At 39.7% G+C, this 19,839-nt stretch carries 18 protein-coding genes; 16 read left to right on the top strand and 2 right to left on the bottom strand.

Going from position 1 to position 19,839, the window contains the following annotated elements; genetic code table 11:
* Positions 1-2: 2 nt before the first annotated feature.
* The 9 genes from I6E24_RS10000 (at position 3) to fmt (ending at position 9,557) form a co-directional block, all read left to right on the top strand.
* Complete coding sequence (locus I6E24_RS10000) at positions 3-1,358, top strand: S8 family peptidase (RefSeq protein WP_235328361.1); 1,356 nt, start codon at positions 3-5, stop codon at positions 1,356-1,358.
* Positions 1,359-1,362: 4 nt separating this feature from the next.
* Positions 1,363-2,661: an exodeoxyribonuclease VII large subunit gene (xseA, locus tag I6E24_RS10005; protein WP_235328363.1), complete on the top strand. Its 1,299-nt coding sequence runs from the start codon at positions 1,363-1,365 to the stop codon at positions 2,659-2,661.
* A 10-nt stretch (positions 2,662-2,671) separates the two neighbouring features.
* Positions 2,672-2,881, top strand: coding sequence for an exodeoxyribonuclease VII small subunit (xseB, locus tag I6E24_RS10010; RefSeq protein ID WP_154045054.1), 210 nt, complete (start codon positions 2,672-2,674; stop codon positions 2,879-2,881).
* Positions 2,882-3,020: 139 nt separating this feature from the next.
* Entirely contained in the window at positions 3,021-4,040 is a 1,020-nt protein-coding gene (locus I6E24_RS10015; RefSeq protein ID WP_235328365.1) for a branched-chain amino acid aminotransferase, read from the top strand.
* A 201-nt stretch (positions 4,041-4,241) separates the two neighbouring features.
* Complete coding sequence (trmB, locus tag I6E24_RS10020; protein WP_235328368.1) at positions 4,242-5,000, top strand: tRNA (guanosine(46)-N7)-methyltransferase TrmB; 759 nt, start codon at positions 4,242-4,244, stop codon at positions 4,998-5,000.
* 76 nt (positions 5,001-5,076) lie between these two features.
* The gene (locus I6E24_RS10025) at positions 5,077-6,177 is read left to right on the top strand and encodes an Mrp/NBP35 family ATP-binding protein (protein ID WP_235328370.1); all 1,101 of its coding nucleotides are present in this window, start codon (positions 5,077-5,079) and stop codon (positions 6,175-6,177) included.
* A gap of 16 nt (positions 6,178-6,193) precedes the next feature.
* Positions 6,194-6,757, top strand: a complete 564-nt coding sequence (locus I6E24_RS10030; RefSeq protein ID WP_235328394.1) for an L-threonylcarbamoyladenylate synthase — start codon at positions 6,194-6,196, stop codon at positions 6,755-6,757.
* A 21-nt stretch (positions 6,758-6,778) separates the two neighbouring features.
* Positions 6,779-8,575 (top strand): chloride channel protein, encoded by a 1,797-nt coding sequence (locus I6E24_RS10035; RefSeq protein WP_235328372.1) that lies wholly within the window; start codon positions 6,779-6,781, stop codon positions 8,573-8,575.
* A gap of 10 nt (positions 8,576-8,585) precedes the next feature.
* On the top strand, positions 8,586-9,557 hold the full coding sequence (gene fmt / locus I6E24_RS10040) for a methionyl-tRNA formyltransferase (protein ID WP_235328374.1): 972 nt from the start codon (positions 8,586-8,588) through the stop codon (positions 9,555-9,557).
* Here fmt and I6E24_RS10045 read toward each other — a convergent pair.
* Positions 9,471-10,253 (bottom strand): NigD1/NigD2 family lipoprotein, encoded by a 783-nt coding sequence (locus I6E24_RS10045; protein WP_235328376.1) that lies wholly within the window; start codon positions 10,251-10,253, stop codon positions 9,471-9,473. The genes fmt and I6E24_RS10045 overlap by 87 nt on opposite strands.
* Before the next feature lie 156 nt (positions 10,254-10,409).
* Here I6E24_RS10045 and I6E24_RS10050 point away from each other — a divergent pair, with 156 nt between their 5' ends.
* From I6E24_RS10050 to glmM, 7 genes are all read left to right on the top strand, one after another.
* Positions 10,410-10,955 carry an RNA polymerase sigma factor gene (locus I6E24_RS10050; RefSeq protein WP_235328378.1) on the top strand — a complete coding sequence of 182 codons (546 nt, stop codon included), beginning with the start codon at positions 10,410-10,412 and terminating at the stop codon, positions 10,953-10,955.
* On the top strand, positions 10,952-12,286 hold the full coding sequence (locus I6E24_RS10055) for an outer membrane beta-barrel protein (protein ID WP_235328380.1): 1,335 nt from the start codon (positions 10,952-10,954) through the stop codon (positions 12,284-12,286). Before I6E24_RS10050 ends, I6E24_RS10055 begins: the two co-directional genes overlap by 4 nt.
* A gap of 226 nt (positions 12,287-12,512) precedes the next feature.
* Positions 12,513-13,166 (top strand): ribulose-phosphate 3-epimerase, encoded by a 654-nt coding sequence (gene rpe, locus I6E24_RS10060; protein WP_235328382.1) that lies wholly within the window; start codon positions 12,513-12,515, stop codon positions 13,164-13,166.
* Positions 13,167-13,229: 63 nt separating this feature from the next.
* On the top strand, positions 13,230-15,161 hold the full coding sequence (locus I6E24_RS10065; protein WP_235328384.1) for a ComEC/Rec2 family competence protein: 1,932 nt from the start codon (positions 13,230-13,232) through the stop codon (positions 15,159-15,161).
* 50 nt (positions 15,162-15,211) lie between these two features.
* The gene (locus I6E24_RS10070; protein ID WP_235328386.1) at positions 15,212-16,249 is read left to right on the top strand and encodes a DHH family phosphoesterase; all 1,038 of its coding nucleotides are present in this window, start codon (positions 15,212-15,214) and stop codon (positions 16,247-16,249) included.
* 101 nt (positions 16,250-16,350) lie between these two features.
* Entirely contained in the window at positions 16,351-17,007 is a 657-nt protein-coding gene (locus tag I6E24_RS10075; protein ID WP_235328388.1) for a DUF4827 domain-containing protein, read from the top strand.
* A gap of 8 nt (positions 17,008-17,015) precedes the next feature.
* On the top strand, positions 17,016-18,404 hold the full coding sequence (glmM, locus tag I6E24_RS10080) for a phosphoglucosamine mutase (protein WP_235328390.1): 1,389 nt from the start codon (positions 17,016-17,018) through the stop codon (positions 18,402-18,404).
* A gap of 72 nt (positions 18,405-18,476) precedes the next feature.
* On the opposite strand, the gene hemW is transcribed toward glmM, so the two are convergent.
* On the bottom strand, positions 18,477-19,607 hold the full coding sequence (hemW, locus tag I6E24_RS10085; protein ID WP_235328392.1) for a radical SAM family heme chaperone HemW: 1,131 nt from the start codon (positions 19,605-19,607) through the stop codon (positions 18,477-18,479).
* Between the last annotated feature and the right edge of the window lie 232 nt (positions 19,608-19,839).

Genomic DNA, 19,839 nt, shown 5'->3' on the forward strand with positions numbered 1-19,839 from the left:
TTATAATATTTTTTTGTACGCTGCTTTTCGGCTATTTCCATTCTTTTTCGGAAACATATAAATATCGTGTGACATTGAAAGATAAGTCTGCAACTACTTATAGCATTGACCGTCCGCAGGAATTTCTGTCCGAACGTGCTTTAGAACGTAGAAACAGACAGGGAATAGGTATTGATTCTACGGATTTGCCTGTATGCAAAAACTATATAGACCGTTTGGTAGAGCAGGGAGGAAAGTATCTGATGCAGAGTAAGTGGAATAATACTGTGCTTATGCTTACTCAAGATGAAGAAACAGCCGAACGATTCATGCAGAATCCTTTTGTTATGGATGTAAGAAAAGTATGGGTTTCACCTGATACTGTTTTTCCAAGAAATAAAGATCGCAAAAAGGAAATAACCAACAAATGGAAAAAGACAGACGAATATTATGGCGTTGCAGCAAACCAGATAAAGATTCATCATGGCGACAGCCTTCATGATGCCGGTTTCCGAGGTGAGGGAATGCATATAGCTGTTATTGATGCCGGATATTATAATGTAGACAAAATGAAGTTTTTCCGCAAACTGCATATCCTTGGTACAAAGGATTTCGTAAATCCAGAATCGGATATATATGCGGAGCATAATCATGGGCTTAAGGTTCTTTCATGCATGGCTGTAAACATGCCAAGAGTAATGGTTGGCTCAGCACCGGAGGCTTCTTATTGGCTTCTAAGAAGTGAAGATAATGACACTGAACAGCCTGCAGAAGAAGATTATTGGGCTGCCGCAGTGGAATTTGCTGACAGTGTGGGAGTAGATGTCGTAAATACTTCACTTGGTTATTATTCATTTGACAATGTAGCTGATAATTACAGCTATCGTGATCTTGACGGACGCACTTCGCTGATGTCTCGTTCGGCAAACATGGCTTCGTCGAAAGGAATGCTTATTGTATGCAGTGCCGGAAATTCAGGTGCCTCAAGTTGGAAGAAAATTACTCCTCCAGGTGATGCAGAAGGTGTCCTTACTGTGGGTGCAGTTAATGTAGATGGTGTAAATGCGGATTTTTCTTCAGTGGGTAATACTGCCGACGGACGGATCAAACCTGATGTGATGGCTGTAGGATTTCATTCCAGTATAGCCGGACCCAATGGCGGTACATCATACGGAAATGGAACTTCTTTTGCTTCACCGATATTTTGCGGACTTGTCACATGTCTCTGGCAGGCTTGTCCATGGCTTACAGTAAAAGAACTTATTGATGTAGTACACCGTTCTTCTGACAGATATGATTATCCTGACAATATATTCGGCTATGGAATAACTGATATGTGGAAGGCATACAGAATAGGTCAGGAGATGAAAAACAAGTAATATTATGGAAAATGAAGCAATGTCTTTATATGAACTGAATTCTTTAGTTCGACGAGGTCTTCATTCTATTCTGCCTGACGAATATTGGATACAGGCGGAGTTGAGCGATGTGCGTTCAAATTATTCCGGCCACTGTTATCTAGAGTTTGTTCAGAAAGACTCCAAAAGCAATGCTTTGATAGCAAAGGCTAGAGGGGTGATTTGGAGTAGTGTCTTCATGCGTTTGCGTCCTTATTTCGAACGCGAAACAGGGCAGGTTTTTGTGTCCGGAATAAAAGTGATGGTGAAGGTTACAGTAGATTTTCACGAATTGTACGGATTTTCTCTTACGGTTGTTGACATTGATCCTGCATATACCATAGGAGATATGGCGCGCAGGAGAAAGGAAATTTTGAAGCGTCTTGACGAAGAAGGTATCCTGACAATGAACAAAGAACTGGAAATGCCTGAGCCTCTGCAGAGAATTGCTGTCATATCTTCTGCAACGGCAGCCGGTTATGGCGATTTCTGTAATCAATTGCATTCCAACAAGTTCGGTTTTGTGTTCTATACTAAGCTTTTTCCTGCCATAATGCAGGGAGACAGGGTAGAGGAAACCATAATATCATCCCTTGAAAGGATATATTCGGAAATCGATAACTGGGATGTTGTGGTAATAATACGTGGTGGAGGAGCAACATCCGATTTGTCCGGTTTTGATACATACGATTTGGCTGCTCATTGTGCACAGTTTCCGCTACCTATTATAACAGGTATAGGACACGAACGTGACGACACTGTGATTGATATGGTTTCGCATACAAGAGTAAAGACTCCTACAGCTGCTGCCGAATATATAATAGGCATGATGTTGCAGACGGCAAGCCGGTTGGAGGAGTTGTCGGAGCGTATATGTAGTGAGATACCGGTAATTCTGAATTCGGAATCGGAACGGTTGAACAGACTTATTGCACGCATTCCGTTGGTGGTACAGTCAAGATTGCAGAGGGAAAATACGCGTTGCGAGCGTATGTATTCACGTCTGGTAATGTCATGGCAGAAACGTTTTCTTATAGAACAGCATCGCCTGGATGTGTATCCTCGCCTGTTGATGTATGTACGTTCTGTTATGGAGAAAGAAACTCATAAGATTGAACTGATGGAGAGAATTCTGAAATCGGCGTCTCCGGAACAGCTCTTGAAGCGTGGTTATAGTATTACTCTTCTTAACGGAAAGTCTGTGAGGGATGTTTCCAGTATTAAATCCGGTGACGAGGTGGAGACTGTTTTGGCTACAGGAAAATTCAAAAGTATAGTAAAATAATGATATAATTATGGCTGCAAAAAAAGAAACATATACGGAAGCCATGAAGAAGCTGGAAGCGATAGTGGCAAAAATTGAGAGTGGCGAACTTGATATTGACCAGTTGGGTGAAAATCTTCAGGAAGCCCAGAAACTCATAAAGTTCTGCAAAGACAAGCTTTATAAAGCTGATGAGGAAATAAAGAAAATGCTTGATGACGGACATTCGGATGAGGAATGAAAAATGTAAGCAACATGTAGGTGTTTAATAGTTTTAGTCTAAATATTTATTGTAAAAAATTGGAATATGTAAATTAAAATCTTACATTTGCCGTCAATGTAATAATATATGAAATAAAAAAATATTAAATTATAAAGTTATGAAAGAAATTGACTGGTCTAATTTGTCGTTCGGTTACATGAAGACAGATTACAATGTACGTTGCTATTATCGCGACGGCAAGTGGGGTGAATTGGAACTTTGTTCGGAAGAAACATTAAATATCCACATGGCAGCTACATGTCTGCATTATGGTCAGGAAGCATTCGAAGGCTTGAAGGCATATCGTGGTAAGGATGGAAAAATCCGAGTGTTCCGTCCACAGGCAAATGCTGAGCGTCTGCAAAGTACATGTAACGGTATTCTAATGCCTGAATTCCCGACAGAAATGTTTTGTGAAGCAGTAAAGAAGGTGGTAAAGGCTAACGAACGTTTCATCCCTCCATACGAGAGCGGTGCATCGCTGTATATCCGTCCGTTACTTATCGGTACAGGAGCTCAGGTTGGGGTTCATCCGGCAAATGAGTATCTTTTCGTAGTCTTTGTTACTCCTGTAGGACCTTACTTTAAAGGAGGATTCGCTACAAATCCTTACGTTATTATCCGTCAGTTCGACCGTGCTGCCCCTCTTGGAACCGGTACTTTTAAGGTAGGAGGTAATTACGCAGCCAGTCTTCGTGCAAACAAGATGGCTCACGATGCAGGTTATGCCAGCGAATTTTATCTTGACGCTAAGGAAAAGAAATATATCGACGAATGCGGAGCTGCCAATTTCTTTGGTATTAAGGATAATACATACGTAACTCCGTTATCTACATCTATTCTTCCTTCCATTACAAACAGAAGCCTTATGCAATTGGCAGAGGATATGGGATTGAAAGTTGAACGTCGTCCTATCGCTGAAGAGGAACTTGAGACATTTGAGGAAGCCGGTGCATGTGGTACTGCTGCAGTTATAAGTCCTATAGAGCGTATTGATGACCTTGAGAACAATAAGTCATACGTTATTGCAAAGGACGGTAAACCTGGGCCTATCAGCGAGAAGCTTTATAACAAACTTCGTGCTATACAGTATGGTGATGAGGCTGATCCATACGGATGGGTGATGATTGTGGATTAATTGAGGTAATGCTCAAATCCTGGAATAACTGTTATTTATAATATAAATAAAAAATAATTTTCAATGCAGGCAGATAACTGTTTATTCGGTTGTCTGCCTGTATTATGTTTTTATTTTACTTTGAAAATTTCCTAGCATCTGTTTTTGTTGTCAATTCCGTTGAAAAGACTTACATTTGCATTGTAAAAGATTTTATTCAACATGGGAAAAGGAAAACTGGCTAAATTTGCAGATATGGCGGAATATCCGCATGTGTTTGAATATCCGTATTCGGTGGTTGATGAGGTAAACTTCGAAATGAAGGGAAATTGGAATCGAGACTTCTTCAAGAATGACAATCCTATTGTTTTGGAATTGGGATGCGGAAGAGGTGAATATACCGTAGGACTTGCAAGAAGATATTCAGACAAGAATTTTATCGGGGTTGATATAAAGGGGGCACGTATGTGGACAGGAGCAACAGAGGCTCTTAACGAAGGATTGAAAAATGCGGCTTTCCTACGTACCAATATAGAAATTATAGACCGTTTCTTCGCACCTGACGAGGTTAGCGAAATATGGCTTACATTCTCCGATCCGCAGATGAAGAAGGCTACAAAGCGTCTTACATCTACTTATTTCATGGAAAGATACAGGAAATTCCTTGTTCCGGGTGGAATCGTACATCTTAAAACAGACAGTAACTTCATGTTTACATATACCAAATATATGATAGAGGCCAATAACTTGCCAGTGGAGTTTATCACTGACGACCTTTATCATTCGGGTATGGACGATGATATTCTAAGCATTCGTACTTATTACGAACAGCAGTGGCTTGACAGAGGTTTGAATATCAAGTATATCAAGTTCAGATTGCCTCAGGAAGGTGAACTGAAGGAACCGGACGTGGAAATAGAACTTGATGGTTACAGAAGTTATAACCGCAGCAAAAGAAGTGGTCTGAAGACAAGTAAATAAGATTTTCTATAAATAACTATATAGGCGTTTAAATGGTTTTTAAATACTGTTTAAACGATGTTTAAATAAAAAATATATGACACTATATCCAAAATTAATTCTTGACGCTCTTTCAACAGTGCGTTATCCGGGAAACGGAAAAAATATTGTTGAAGCCGAAATGGTGGCAGACAATCTTCGTATTGACGGAATGAAGGTTAGCTTTTCTATTATTTTCGAAAAGCCTACAGATCCGTTTATGAAATCAGTAGTCAAATCGGCTGAAACAGCTATCCATACATACGTTTCTAAAGAAGTAGAAGTTACAATCACCACTGAAAGTAAGCAGGCGGCACGTCCTGAACCTGGTAAACTCCTTCCACAGGTGAAAAATGTTATTGCAGTGTCATCCGGTAAAGGTGGTGTAGGTAAGTCAACAGTAGCGGCAAACCTAGCTGTAGCTCTATCGAAATTGGGATACAAGGTTGGATTGCTTGATGCCGATATATTCGGTCCTTCCGTACCTAAGATGTTTCAGGTGGAAGATGCGCGTCCGTACGCAGAGGAAGTTGGCGGACGTGATTTGATTGTACCGGTGGAAAAATACGGTATCGAACTTTTGTCTATAGGATTTTTTGTCAGTCCAGAACAGGCTACCCTTTGGCGTGGAGCTATGGCAAGCAATGCCTTGAAGCAGCTTGTAGGTGATGCCAAGTGGGGGGAACTTGACTATTTCGTTCTTGACACTCCTCCGGGAACAAGCGATATTCATCTTACTCTATTGCAGAACTTGGCCATAACAGGTGCAGTGATAGTAAGTACACCTCAGGAAGTCGCATTGGCCGATGCGCGCAAGGGTATAAACATGTATCAGAATGATAAGGTGAATGTACCTATTCTTGGTCTGGTGGAAAATATGGCCTGGTTTACTCCGGCTGAGCTTCCTGAAAACAAATATTACCTGTTCGGAAAGGAAGGAACAAAGAGACTTGCAGAAGAACTGAATGTTCCTTTGTTGGGACAGATTCCTATCGTACAGAGTATATGTGAAGGTGGAGACAATGGTACTCCGGTAGCTCTGAATGAGGATTCTATAACAGGTCAGGCATTTATAGAACTTGCAAGAAACGTGGTGGAACAGACTGAAAAACGTAATGCAGAAATGGCCCCGACACTGATTGTGCAGACACACAAATAATTATATTGGACTTATGATGAACGATGAAATTAAAAAGGCATGCGAAGTCATGTATAAAGGTGGAGTAATTCTATATCCTACAGATACAGTGTGGGGTATAGGTTGCGACGCAACAAATGAAGAAGCCGTTAAGAAGGTTTTCGAAATTAAGCGTAGAGCTGACAGCAAGGCTATGCTGGTGCTGGTGGACAGTCCGGTAAAAGTGGAATCGTATGTCAGCGATGTTCCTAGTGTAGCTTGGGATCTTATAGAAATGACTACAAAACCGCTTACTATAATTTACGATGGAGCCAGAAATCTGGCACCAAATCTTATAGCGGAAGATGGTAGTGTGGGTATTAGGGTTACATCTGAAGAGTTCTCGAAACAACTGTGCTTCAGATTCAAGAAGGCAATTGTATCTACTTCTGCAAATATAAGTGGTGAACCCTCGCCTGCCGTATTCAGTGAAATAAGTGAGGAAATAAAGAATGCGGTTGACTACATTGTAGATTACAGAAGAGATGAGACCGGTCCTGCAAAACCTTCGAGTATAATAAAACTCGGAAAGGGCGGTACCGTAAAAGTTATCAGAGAATAGTTGATATAAATTTGCTGGAGAATGAAGACTAAGGAAAAATTTTCTTTTTTGCAGAGTTTTATAAAGTGGAGAGAAAAGCATATCACCGATAAGCAGTTCATACTCATACTTAGTTTCCTGGTAGGTATCTTTACTGCTCTGGCTGCTTTTGTCCTGAAATTCCTTGTAGAGTACATTAAGGAATTCCTTACTGAAAACTTTGATACAACGGGAGCCAACTGGCTGTATCTGGTTTATCCTGTAGCCGGAATATTCATAACCGGACTGTTTATCAGATATATTGTTCGTGATGATATCAGCCATGGTGTGACCAAGATTTTGTATGCCATTTCGCGTCGTCAGAGTAGGATAAAGGGGCATAATGTATGGTCGTCCGTCTGCGCATCAGCAATAACCATCGGTTTCGGTGGATCTGTAGGAGCCGAGGCGCCAATCGTACTTACGGGGTCTGCCATAGGGTCTAACCTCGGAAGTATGTTCCGTATGGATCATAAGACTCTTATGCTGTTATTGGGTTGTGGTGCTGCCGGTGCAGTGTCCGGAATATTCAAGGCACCTATAGCCGGACTTGTATTTACGCTGGAAGTTCTTATGTTCGACCTTACGATGGCTTCGCTTTTGCCATTGCTTATCTCAAGTGTGACAGCAGCCAGTATGTCTTATCTGCTTACAGGAACAGAGGCTATGTTCCAGTTTACACTTGATTATCCTTTTGCCCTTGAGCGTATTCCTTATGCTATAGCCTTGGGAGTGTTCTGCGGCTTGATAGCATGGTATTTTACACGTTCCATGAACTGGATAGAGAATATTTTCAGACGATTTTCAAGTCCTTACTCCAAGTTTGTGCTTGGCGGTATAATGCTTAGTGTGCTGATATTCCTTTTCCCACCTCTGTACGGTGAAGGTTATGACACTATTTCCCTTCTTCTTAACGGAACGTCGAGCGCCGAATGGGATACGGTGATGAATAATTCATTGTTCTATGGACACAGTAGTCTTTTAGTGGTATATCTGTTGCTTATCATCCTGTTCAAGGTATTTGCTTCAAGTGCGACCAATGGTGGTGGAGGATGCGGTGGTATATTTGCACCAAGTCTGTTTCTGGGATGTATAGCCGGATTTGTATTTTCGCATTTATGCAATGAATTCAATATAGGAAGTACGTATATACCTGAGAAAAACTTTGCTCTTATGGGTATGGCAGGACTTATGTCCGGGGTTATGCATGCGCCGCTTACCGGTGTATTCCTTATTGCCGAACTTACCGGAGGATACGGATTGTTCCTTCCGCTTATGATAGTTTCGGTTTTTGCATACCTCACCATTAAGGTGTTCGAGCCACACAGTATCTATTCCATGCGTCTGGCAAAGAAAGGTGAACTTATCACACACCACAAGGATAAGGCTGTGCTTACAATGATGAATATAGAGAGCATAATGGAAACAGATTTCCTTACCGTAAAACCTGAAATGGATTTGGGACAGATGGTGAAGGTTATCTCAAAATCCAGCAGAAACATGTTCCCTGTGATAGATGCTAATGACGAGCTCATAGGAATTGTCAATCTTGACGATATAAGGAATATAATGTTCCGTCAGGAATTGTATCACAGATATACCGTGGAAAGTTTTATGACTATTCCGAAAGCAAAACTTGTCACTACTGACTCCATGGAAGAGGTGATGGAGAAATTCGATTCAACAAAGGCATGGAACCTTCCTGTGGTAGATGACGAAAATAAATATAGAGGATTTGTTTCAAAGTCGAAGATGCTTAACACTTACCGTCAGGTACTTGTTGACTTTTCGGCAGAATAAACTTATGATTATGGAAAAGAAAGATTTGCGTATAGTATATATGGGTACTCCAGAGTTTGCGGTTGAAAGCTTGCGCAGACTTGTGGAAGGTGGATATAACGTGGTGGCTGTGATTACTATGCCCGACAAACCAATGGGACGTCATGGCAGTGTTCTTCAGCCTAGCCCGGTAAAGCAGTATGCGGTGTCGCAGGGACTGAAGGTGTTGCAACCTGAGAAGCTTAAGGATGAGGCTTTCGTAGAGGAACTTCGTTCGTTGAAGGCCGATTTGCAGATTGTTGTCGCTTTCAGAATGTTGCCCGAAGTGGTATGGAACATGCCTCCTATGGGAACATTCAATCTGCATGCGTCATTGCTTCCTCAATATAGAGGTGCCGCTCCGATAAATTGGGCTGTGATTAACGGTGATACTGAAACCGGTATAACAACATTCTTCCTGAAGCATGAGATAGATACAGGCGAGATTATAGATCAGGTAAGAGTGCCTATCGCCGATACTGACAATGTGGAAATTGTATATGACAAGCTGATGATGCTTGGAGGAGATTTGGTTTTGAAAACTGTTGATGCCATACTCGAGGGAAACGTGAAGACCACTCCTCAGGAAGAATTGGCAAAAGTATCTGAATTGCGTCCGGCTCCTAAGATTTTCAAGGAAACATGTCGTATTGACTGGAATGCCGGAGTAAAGAAAGTGTATGACTTCGTTAGAGGATTGTCGCCATATCCGGCAGCATGGACGGAACTTCATCAGGGTGATTCAGCTCCGGTCATGCTGAAGATATTTGAGACAGAAAAGATTTTCTGCAATCATGAATATAAATCAGGAAGCATAGTTACAGACAATAAAACTTATCTGCATGTTGCTTCAACAGATGGATATGTCAATGTGTTGTCATTGCAGTTGGCCGGCAAAAAGAGAATGCCTGTAGCCGATTTCCTGCGTGGATTTCATGCTTCTGACAGCACTGTCCTGATTTGATTCCTGTTTCTTTACTGTAATTTCCGATTTAGTGTTGTCTGAACTCAAGTAAGATATTCTGAATCCTTTAAAATCAGTGTCATTGTATTCAGGAATACTTGATAATGTGTATGAAACAACTCCCCAGTAGAGTTTGTTTCCATAGTCGGAGTTTTTGTTATGTCTTAACTCTACATATACCAATCCTTCATCGTCTATCTTTGTTTCTTCTGTAAGAAGAAGGCTGATACGGTGAGGGATTGTTTCATTATTGCCATTGATATTAAACTCAATATTCAAGTGCTCTTTACTTATATAGGCACTTGTTATGTTTATTATATCTTCTCCGAAATTCTCTATAGGCTCGCTGTCCTGATTTCTTGTATCATTTGCCTTTTTTGTCAGGACCTTATAAAAATCGTATATAGTAACTTCTTTTCCTGAATTCTCTTTACTTGTTTCTTCTTCAGTAGGAAAACTTATGCTGAGGAGTACTCTTTGCCCTATGCTGTCAGCATCATACATTTTTATAATATTGGGATTTGTAGGTATAAGTTTACCGTATGAATCTGATTCTATTGTATGGGTTTCAATGTTTGTGATAGTTCCCATAGTGGAATGCAGTTCTGGATATTTTTCGTTTTCAAGACATGATGACATATAAATACCCAATGAACAAAAGCCTATAATGCTGATTATTTTATGTTTAAGTTTCATATTAAAGTGTGATTTAAAATTCTTTGTTATGAAAATGTATTATTATATTGATTACTGCATATATTCGTGTTAAAAAAAAAGAATAAAAAAAATTATGTTATATAAAGCAGTATTTTTGTTCATACTACATTATATAATTGGAACAAAAAATCAAATATGACCGAAGAAGAATTAGCTTTAAAATGTATAGATGCGGATCCTTATGCCAGAAAACGGCTTTATGAGGTTTATGGTGGTCAGCTATTGGCTATATGTCTTCGGTATATTGTAGACCGTGATACCGCCCAGGATGTCTTTCACGACGGGATAATCAAGATATATCAGTCGATAAGGCAGTTTAAATATTTGGGTGACGGTTCGCTTAAAGCATGGCTTTCCAGGGTGATGGTAAACGAGGCACTTGGGTTTCTTAGAAAAAAAAATATGCAGATGCAGCAGGAGACTCTTGTCGACCAATTGCCCGATACGCAGCTTGATGATGATGGTGACGTGAACAATATACCAAACAAGGAACTGATGAGGATGATAAGAGAATTACCGGATGGTTACAGAACTGTTTTTAACTTGTTTGTATTTGAAGAAAAAAGCCATAAGGAAATAGCTTCGATACTTGGTATTTCCGAACACACTTCATCATCGCAGTTTTATAGGGCAAAGACATTGTTAATGAAAAAAATTAATGAATACAGGAAGAGCTTATGAATGAAATGAAAGACAAATGGATAAATGATATTCGTAGCCGGATGGATAACTATTCGGAACCTCTCCCTGTTGGCTTATGGGAGAAGATAGAGTCTGAGATATCAACTCCTGCACCTAAGGTTATTCCTATGTGGAGAAAATGGACATCAGTGGCTGCTGCTGCGATGTTGATACTGGCTGTTTCAACAGTTTCTGTTTGGTTATGGACTTCGGATTCTGAACTTAAGGAAGCTAATGCTGAACTGTCGGAAACTAATGAATTAATGCAAACTCCGGATGATAATATAGTTTTATCAGATGTGATAAAAAGTGAAGAAGAGAGCGAACCGTTGCTGGCAGAAACTGTGAGTAAAGCAGACAATCCGGTTACTAAGAAAAATCAGATTGCTCATGGTAATGTCTTACAGGAGAAGGGCCTCGATGTGTTGGCTGATAATGTATTGTCGGACTATGAATTGATAAATCCTGAAGTCGAAACAGCAGAGGAGCATAGTGATGAGACTGTTACGGAAGATGTTGTTTCGCTGAAGGAAAAGAGAATGAAAAGAATGAAGGAGGACCGTGAGACTGCAAGACGAAACGCTTCTTATTTGGCAATGGCTGATAATAAGCAAGGTAAGCGAAATGGTTTGCAGCTGGGAGTAATGACTGGAAATATACCTTACTCATCCAGTAACAGCTTTAGTGGTATGTCTCGTTTGGCAATACCTGCAAAATCGGTTGCTCAGGTTAATGAAGTTGTGGTAGGAGAGGTCTCGGATGCAACAGCATCATACAGTCAGATGTTGTTCAATAATATGGGAAGACAGACTTATACGGATATAAAACATCATGTACCCGTCACTGTAGGTGCTTCTGTAAAATGGAATATTAATGAAGATTGGGCATTGGAGTCTGGTCTCAATTATACTTATCTTTATTCGGAACTTCGTTCTGGAGCAAAATCTTATATTGAGGATAAACAGAAACTGCACTATGTAGGTATTCCATTGAAAGTGCAACGCTCGATATGGAACAACAGTATTTTCTCTTTCTATGCTTCAGCCGGAGGAATGATGGAGAAATGTGTTTCCGGTTCAGTGGAAACAGTATGTGTAGATGATAATAACAGGAAAAGTTTCGGGAACGAAAAGCTTGATATAAAACCTTTGCAATTCTCGGTTTTGGCATCCGTTGGTTTGCAGGCAAATTTCAATAAATTGTTGAGCTTGTATCTGGAACCTGGAATGATATATTATTTCGATGATAAAACAGAAATTCTTACTATCCGTAAGGATAAGCCTTTCAATTTTAACCTGCAGCTTGGACTTAGGTTTAATTTAAACCAATAATAACTCTATATTTAAATAACAAGTGAACATGAAGTGAACAAGTTATGACGCCGTTCAGAGCTTGTTCACTTTTCTTTTACATGAAAATAAGTCGTCCTGAATATCTTTCAATTATTGTTTAAATAGTATTTGAATACTGTTTTAATAATATTAGCTATGTTTTGTATTTTTAATTCGGAAAAGAATTCATATCTTTGTTCTTATACTAATATATAATAGTTCTGAAATGAATAAAGTTTTGATTTCTCCATCTTTGTTGTCTGCCGATTTTGGTTGTCTGAAAGATGATATGGATAAAATAAACCGAAGTGAGGCTGACTGGTTACATATAGATATAATGGACGGAGTTTTCGTTCCTAATATATCATTCGGATTTCCTGTGCTGGAATATGTTGCCAAGTTATGTAAAAAGCCACTTGATGTTCATCTTATGATTGTCCAGCCTGAAAAGTTTATAAAGGAAGTGAAGGCTTTGGGATCGATGATGATGAATGTACATTATGAAACCTGTCCGCATCTTCATCGTGTGGTACAGATGATAAAGGATAATGGTATGAAAGCAGGTGTTACACTCAATCCTGCTACTCCAGTGTCTGTACTAAGCGATATTATTACAGATCTTGACATGGTTCTGCTTATGAGTGTAAATCCGGGATTTGGCGGACAGAAATTTATTCCAAATACATTGAGTAAGGTTCGTAAGTTGAGGGAGCTGATTGAGGAGGCAGGCTCGGAAGCACTGATAGAAGTAGATGGTGGTGTTAATCTGGAAACAGGTAGACAGCTGGTTGATGCCGGCGCCGATGTACTTGTAGCAGGAAATGCTATATTCAAGGCTCCTGATATGATAGACATGATCCATAAAATGAAAAACTTATAATTGCTCAGATTGGAGAAGAAATCCTATTTGGTTAACTATCCATTATTCCGGTTGGCCGTTTTTATGGCAGCCGGAATTTTTTTCTTCGACAGGTTTCTGCCGAATATGTCTGTATGGACTTTAATTCTGATTTTGTGTGCAGTACTTTTGCCATTGTTATTGTCTGTGTTTGTGAAAATCAGAAATGTAAATCTTAATTTTTTTGTGGGGATTGTTGTTTCGGCTTGTTTCTTTATAATTGGTGGAATACTTATTATTCACAAGAAAAACAGTATATACTATGAATGGCCGGATAAGCAATTGTGTTACTACGGAGTAGTGGAGACAACTCCTGAAGTGAAGGGTAAAACCTTATGTTCGGAGGTTAATGTTAAGTTCTGTATTCCTTCGGTTTCTGACAGTATTGCCAAGTATCCGGTCAATCGCAATATTCTGTTATATTTTATTCCGGATTCATTATCATATATTCCTCGATGTGGCGATAACATAGTATTTTATTCTTCTGTTTCCAACCCCGTTTCTGATATAGAATTTATGGGATTTGATTATGCCGGATATCTTTTTAATAAGGGAATATCTGGCACAACATTAGCGTTTTCCGGCAACTGGATAGGAATTAAGGTGGAGAATCCCCACTCGATTAAACATGCAGCATTGAGATGCAGGGATGCAGTAGCCGGAAAGTTCAGTAGTTGGAATATGGGTGAAGATGAACTGGCCGTAGTTTCCGCTTTGACAATAGGTGATAAGAGTGAGCTTACACCTGAGTTGAAGGCAGTATATAGTGGGGCAGGAACCAGTCATGTCCTGGCGTTATCCGGATTGCATGTAGGTATTTTGTCGTGTATCCTTTATTTTCTGCTGCGTCCTTTGAGGAGAATAAAAGGTGGTCTTTTGATTCAGTCGGTTGTCGTTGCAGTCATATTATGGATATTTGCTTTTATATCAGGATTGAGCCCTTCGGTGGTTAGGGCGGTAGCTATGTGTACTCTTTATCTTGTGGCGTCTGTTTTGGTAGAAAATGGTTTTTGCGGATTCTTTTCTTTATCGTTTACGGCATTTATAATGCTGTTTTATAATCCTATGTATCTGTTTGATATAAGTTTTCAGTTGTCGTTTGTGGCAGTACTTGCTATCATACTATTTTATCCTGCTGTTTCGGGGTGGATAAAATGCGGCAACAGGGTTGTTCGTTATATATGGAATGCGATTTCTGTTTCTTTGGCAGCCCAGTTGGGTACGTTGCCTCTTATTCTATATTATTTCGGTACTTTTCCCACATATTTTCTTATGGCTAATCTTGTTGTCGGTATTTTGGCTTCATGTATACTTTCGCTTACCATAGCATCTCTTGTGCTCTCGTTTATCCCTGCAGTGGGAGAGGCTTGTGTATGGCTGTTGGAAGTGATTACTAAGTTTCTAAACAATTCCATGCAGTTTGTCCACAACTTACAGGGAGCGCAGATAACTTCAATTTATTTCAATGAATTTCAGGTGGTTTTGGGATTTGTTCTTTTATTTACATTGTATATATTCATTAGAAGGAAAACGGCATCTCGACTTATAGTTATACTATTTGCATTTTGTTTGATTATGGTAACTGAAATTTACAAAGTCCGCACAGAAGATGCTCCGTCACTCTTTCTTACACGTTCCGATTTATATATAAGAAACAATAATGAGCTTAAAACTCTTTCATCTGAGAACGGACTGTATGATATAGGCGGAGTCAGAGTTGGAGTAATGAAGTCTTCATATTGGAAAGATGTCCGTCTTACAGGAAAAACGAAGCTGGCTACTTTGGACTATGTATATATATGTAGGGGATTTGGCGGTAGTATTACGGGGCTATGCGGACTGTTTGAAATAAAGAATGTGATAATAGATGAAACTGTGAGCGAAAGATATAGAAACTTTCTGAAAGATGAATGTAAAAAACTAAATATAAAGTGTGTGGAAAAATCCGCTCAAGCTTCTTTTAGAATACTTCTGTAAATGGAAAAAAAAGAGTAAATTTGCCAACAATTTAACACAAACAATCAAATATGCTGTCAAAGATTATCTTACAAGCGAATATTGATAAGGTAGAAACCTATTTTGAAAAGGCTGATAAAATAGTTATAGTAACACATGTTTCGCCTGACGGTGATGCTCTTGGCTCTTCGCTGGGGCTTTGTCATTTCCTTCAGGGTATGGAGAAGAATGTTCATGTGATAGTTCCAAATGCTTTCCCGGAGTTTCTGCAGTGGTTGCCCGGTGCAAAGGATATAATAAGATATGACAAGTATGCCGAGTTTGCCGACAAGTTGATAGCTGAGGCTGATGTAATATGCTGTCTTGACTTCAATGCTTTGTCGAGGATAGATGCAGTGGCAAAACCTGTGGCGGAATCTCAGGCACGTAAGGTTATGATAGACCATCATCTTAATCCTGAGCCTTTCTGTAAGATAACTATTTCGCATCCTAATATTTCTTCTACATCTGAACTTGTCTTCCGTCTGATATGCCGTCTGGGATGTTTCGACGATATAACTTACGAAGGTGCACAGTGTATTTACACCGGAATGATGACGGATACAGGGGGATTTACATATAATTCTAATGACCGTGAGATATATTTTATCATCAGTGAACTTCTTTCCAAAGGAATAGACAAGGATGATATCTATCGTAAGGTGTTCAATACATACTCCGAAGGCCGTCTACGTCTGATGGGATATGTACTTTATGATAAGATGGAAGTATTTCATCAATTCCGCTCGGCGCTGATATGGCTTACTAAAGACGAGCAGAAGAAATTCCAATATGTAAAGGGGGATACTGAAGGTTTTGTCAACATTCCTCTCCAGATGAAGGGAATATGTTTTTCTGTATTCCTGCGCGAAGATACAGAGAAGAATATGATTAAAGTGTCTTTGCGTTCGGTTGGAAATTTCCCTTGCAATAAGGTTGCAGCCGAGTTCTTCAATGGCGGAGGACATCTGAATGCTTCCGGTGGAGAGTTCTATGGCACTATGGAAGAGGCTATAGGATTGTTCAAACAAGCTCTTGTGAAATACGAGGATTTACTGCTTAAGAACTGATTTTGAACAGACTTTTCTACAAAATTAACTATTACATCGACTAATTTAGTATGGGGGTATAAATAGTTTTATTACTTTTGCCCTTGTAAATTTTTAAAATAATGAAGAAACTATTTTATTTATCGGTATTGGTATATGTGCTGTCTTTTGGACTTCAGAGTTGTAACAATGGAAAGACATATGCTGAAATGAAGGAAGAAGAGGCCGATGCCATCAACAAGTTTATTCTGGAGAATGATATAAAGGTTATCTCTGAAAAAGAATTCATAGAGAATGATACGGTGACTAAGGAGAATGAGTACGTTTTGTTCGACAAAAGTGGTGTGTATATGAATATTCAATATCGTGGTGACGGGGAAATTCTCAAAGAAGGAAGATATACAATATCATCTCGATTTATGGAAGTCTGTATTATGGATGTTGCTGATTTTAGTATCAGTGCCGGTGATACATTGTTGTATAATACAAAGTCTCCGTATTCTGAAAATTTCCTTGTAACTGTTGGATCATCAGGCTCTTATTCAGCATCTTTTACCGATGTTGCGCAAAGTGAAATGTATCTTCGTTATGAAACGTCTGCTGTTCCGTCAGGTTGGCTTGTTCCTCTTGCTTACTTGAAGCTGAGATCATACATATCAGCTCCACCTTCAGAAAAAATCGCACGTGTAAAATTAATTGTCCCGCATAGTGAAGGTACGTATTATGCACAAAGATATGTTTATCCATGTTATTATGAAATAACTTACGACCTAAATTAATATAATCTATGACATTGATCAAATCTATTTCCGGTATTCGTGGTACAATTGGCGGCCAGGCCGGTGAAGGACTTAATCCGTTGGATATTGTGAAGTTTACTTCAGCATACGCTACACTGATCCGTAAGACAACAACAGTGAAAAGCAATAAAATCGTTGTTGGACGCGATGCACGTATCTCTGGCGAAATGGTGAAAAACGTGGTTTGTGGTACTCTTATGGGTATGGGATTCGATGTTGTAAACATCGGTCTTGCTTCTACCCCTACTACAGAACTGGCCGTTACTATGGAAGGTGCTTGTGGTGGTATCATCCTTACTGCAAGCCATAATCCAAGACAGTGGAATGCTTTGAAGCTTCTGAACGAACACGGAGAATTCCTGAATGCGGAAGAAGGTAATGAAGTGTTGCGTATCGCTGAAGCTGAAGAATTTACTTTCGCCGATATTGACAATATAGGTAAATACACCGAAAACAACACATACAACCAGCGTCATATTGACAGCGTGTTGGCTTTGAAACTTGTTGACGTTGAGGCTATCCGTAAGGCTAACTTCCGTGTGGCTATCGACTGTGTGAATTCTGTAGGTGGTATCATTCTTCCTCAGTTGCTCGAACAGTTGGGAGTTCAGCACGTAGAAAAACTATACTGCGACCCTACAGGTGATTTCCAGCATAACCCGGAACCTCTTGAAAAGAACTTGAGCGACATCATGGGACTTATGAAGAAGGGTGGAAATGATGTAGCTTTCGTTGTTGACCCAGACGTTGACCGTTTGGCTATCATCAGCGAAGACGGTTCAATGTATGGCGAAGAATATACATTGGTGACTGTTGCCGACTATGTGTTGAAGCATACTCCGGGTAATACGGTTTCAAACCTCAGCTCGACTCGTGCTTTGCGCGACGTTACTCGCAAATATGGTATGGAATACAATGCGTCTGCAGTAGGCGAGGTAAACGTAGTAACTAAGATGAAGGCTACAAATGCTGTAATCGGTGGTGAAGGTAACGGTGGAGTTATCTATCCGGAATCACACTACGGACGCGATGCCCTTGTCGGCATAGCATTGTTCCTTACTCACCTTGCACACGAAGGCAAGAAAGTGACAGAACTACGTGCTACATATCCTGAATACTTCATTGCTAAGAATCGCATTGATCTTACTCCTGAAACAGATGTTGATGCTATCCTTGTAAAGGTTAAGGAAATGTATAAGAATGAGGAAATCAACGACATAGACGGTGTTAAGATAGACTTCCCTGACAAATGGGTTCACTTGCGCAAGAGTAACACTGAACCTATAATCCGTGTTTATTCTGAAGCTTCTACAATGGAGGCTGCCGATGAACTTGGCAAGCAGATTATGGATATAGTATACAGTTTGGCTAAGTAATCCTAATCACTACATATAGTAAATGCTCCTTTGGTTAACGTCCGATTCGGATATAACCATAGGAGCATTTTTTTATTCCACCCAAAGCATGTCGCTCATTATTCCGTCTGAAATGAAAATTCCGTTTTGAGTCAGTTTCAGAGTGTTATCCTTTATTTCAAGTGTTCCCTGACTGATGTGTGGGCTAGCCATCTTCAGGCAATAGTCGTACAGAGCACTTCCATATTCGGCTTTAAGCTTATCCAGTGGCATTCCCCATGCGGTACGTATAGAGGTGATTACGAAATCGTTGTAGCGGGTATATAAGTCCAGTTCTTCTATTTCGGATATATCCGAACCATTGTTTATACCTTCTATGTATTTATCAAGTGATGAAATGTTCCACTGCCTTGAGTAACCGTCGTATGAATGGGCTGACGGACCGCAGCCAAGGTATTTTATACCTGTCCAGTAACTTGAGTTATGTCGTGAGTGCATTCCGGGACGGCAGAAATTTGAAATCTCATAATGTAAATACCCGTTTTCTTTCAGACGCGAGATGAGAGTTTCAAACAGTGAATTGCTCAAGTCTTCGTCGGCTTCGCTCACTTTGTTTTCTTCTCTAAGTTTGTATAGTACGGTTCCTTCTTCGTATATCAGATGATATGCCGAAATATGTTCCGGTTTCAGCGAGATGGCTGTGTCAAGATCTTTGTTCCACGTATCCATACTTTCGCCGGGGAGTCCGTACATAAGGTCGATGCTTATATTGCGGAATCCTGCATTCCTGCATCTGCCAAAAGCCTCTATGGCCTGCTGTGCGTTGTGGCGTCTTTTCAGAAGAGACAGGATATCATCGTTGAAGGTCTGTATTCCCATACTCAGACGGTTGAAAGGAAGGGTAGAGAGCATTTCCACATATTCGTCTGTCAGGTCATCAGGGTTCGCTTCTATTGTGATTTCAGCATTCGGATTTACGCTGTAATTGTCATATATGGTTCTGAATATATTTGTGAAATCGTCCTTTTCAAGTTGCGATGGTGTTCCGCCACCAAGGTAAATTGTGTCTATTGCTTCACCGCCAAGGTAGTCTTTTCTTCCGGCTATTTCCTTGCACAGTACCTTTATGTATTCGTTTTTCTTTTCCGATGAAGTGGTAGAGAAGAAGTCGCAGTATATGCATCTTCTTTTGCAGAACGGTATGTGTATGTAAATTCCAGCCATTTTTCTTAGTCTTGATTCATGTCTTTTGCAAAGTTACTAAATTTCTGATTAAATAATTGATTAAGAGAAAAGAGGTATCTGTAGGTAGATATTATTGCAAAAGACAGACTATTATCTATAAATATAATCTTTATCTTTATAAATACAACTTGTATTTATAAAAACATAAACTGTATTTATATAAATATAAGTTGTATTTATAGATTTTGTTTCGATGAAAATGTTTTTATAC

Origin of the sequence: Bacteroides caecigallinarum (genome assembly GCF_021530995.1) — a bacterium.
GTDB lineage: Bacteria > Bacteroidota > Bacteroidia > Bacteroidales > Bacteroidaceae > Phocaeicola > Phocaeicola faecigallinarum.